At 31.9% G+C, this 1,910-nt stretch carries 2 protein-coding genes; both read left to right on the forward strand.

The window, feature by feature from the left end; translation table 11 throughout:
• Nucleotides 1-289 precede the first annotated feature (289 nt).
• Nucleotides 290-1,642: an ATP-binding protein gene (locus tag R3333_RS14345; protein WP_318959453.1), complete on the forward strand. Its 1,353-nt coding sequence runs from the start codon at nucleotides 290-292 to the stop codon at nucleotides 1,640-1,642.
• A 20-nt stretch (nucleotides 1,643-1,662) separates the two neighbouring features.
• Nucleotides 1,663-1,902 (forward strand): hypothetical protein, encoded by a 240-nt coding sequence (locus R3333_RS14350; RefSeq protein ID WP_318959454.1) that lies wholly within the window; start codon nucleotides 1,663-1,665, stop codon nucleotides 1,900-1,902.
• Nucleotides 1,903-1,910: the final 8 nt, after the last annotated feature.

A 1,910-nucleotide genomic window follows, 5' to 3' on the forward strand; every position in this document is an offset into this window, starting at 1 on the left:
AATATTAACTAAAGACGGCAGAACCTTTAACGTAATTAAAGGAGACAAGATTATTATAGTCAGACGTAAAAAGATGCTAGAACCTAAATGAGAAAACTATCTTTATCATCCTTAATACATTTTTCTAGTTTGTTTACATTTTTTGCTATTTTGCAACTTGTATGGGAATACTTTTTTTTAGAATTTGGTATAGTGATTTTAATTATGTATGAAGTAGGATTTGAAATGAGATTTATGGATGAATTAATTTCACTAAATAACAAATTTAATAAATTTTTACACGACAAATTTGATAAAAAACGCCGAAGAAAAAGAAGGAAAGTTAGCGATGTCAGAACACCTATCTAAAGAAGATTTGATAGATATTCACAGGAGAAGTTTGCGAGAAAGGCAGATACGTGAACATATTGGTTGTGAAAGCACCAATAGCGTGTTTAAAACAGATAGACAATACAAAAGTGACTTTTACAAATATAGTATTTGTGCTGTATTAGAAGAATTTTTACAAAAACACAGTTATTCAGTAGATTACAAAGTGGGTCTTAGTGAGAACGGCCCGTATTCACTCAAAAAAGAAGATCTACAAATATCCCTAGATAAATACAAAAAGTGTGTAACAGAAGGGTGTTTTTTTATAAAAGACGCTAAGGGTAATAAGTTTGTTCTTGAGCTAGAGGAATCATACGGTAGAGATGCTTGGGATATAAGTTTATACTATAAAGAAGAACAGGAAAAGAGTGTTTTAAGTTTTGTAACAGATTTAGAAAAGTATGCAACGGATAACAGCTTCTTAAAAAATTCTAAGATAGATCCAAGTTTTTCTCATATAGCTATACATAATAAATATACGTGGGATGACGTTATCTTACCCTCCTCAGTAAAAAAAGAATTAAAAACTAATATAGATAATTTATTTGATAACATACAATTATATAAGAAAAATGATTTATCTTTTAAGCGCGGTATTATTCTTAAAGGAGAACCAGGAACTGGAAAAACTTTGATCGGTAAGGTATTATGTAATCAATCTAAATGCTCTTTTGTTTGGGTGACTCCTAAATTTTTACAGAGGGCTTCTGACATTAAGGCTATTTGTGTGTTAGCACGAGAAATTGCTCCTACTATTTTATTTTTGGAAGATATAGATTTATACGGCAATAACAGAGATGATAGTTCCAATGCAAGTTTGTTAGGAGAATTAATGAATCAGTTGGACGGGTTAGTGGAAAACAGATATATTGTAACAGTTGCTACTACAAACAACGCTGGGAAACTAGAAGATGCCCTTAGAAACAGGCCTGGAAGATTTGACAGAATTATAGATATTCCGAAACCATCTAGCGAAGGCCGTATAAAAATGTTAAAGCTACACGTTGGTAAGTGCTCTGTTGATAATGTAAACTTTGAAAGCGTTGCTAAAAAAACTAAGGGGTACACTGGGGCGCATATAAGAGAACTAGTAACTACTGCAGTAATTTGTGCTATAGAAGAAAATTCAGTAGACGAAAATCAGAAAGTTATCTTAAAGCAAGAACATTTTGACAAAAATATAGAAAAGGTAAAAGCAAAGAAAGTTGGCTCAGTGGGATTTAACGTAGATTCTACAGATATTCCTCCGTCCTTAGGAGATGATGAGTGGTAGTAATAAAAATATAGAAGGGAGTGTCTAACGTGAAAAACTTACCAACATTTGACTACTGTGGTAAAAAAGCTTATGTAACTCAACTAGATTTGGAAAGAAATACTATGTCATTTGTAGTACCAGAAGGTATGACGTATCAATGGGGCAAGGGAAAAAAGAGAACAAGGTCTATGGAAATAAGCAATACACCAGTAAATATAAAAAAAGTAATATTAGAAATAAATCAAACTCTAGAAGGAGGCGATTATGGAGACCAGTAAATTTTTTG

The sequence above is a fragment of the Lishizhenia sp. genome (assembly GCF_033720595.1).
GTDB lineage: Bacteria > Bacteroidota > Bacteroidia > Flavobacteriales_D > Crocinitomicaceae > Lishizhenia.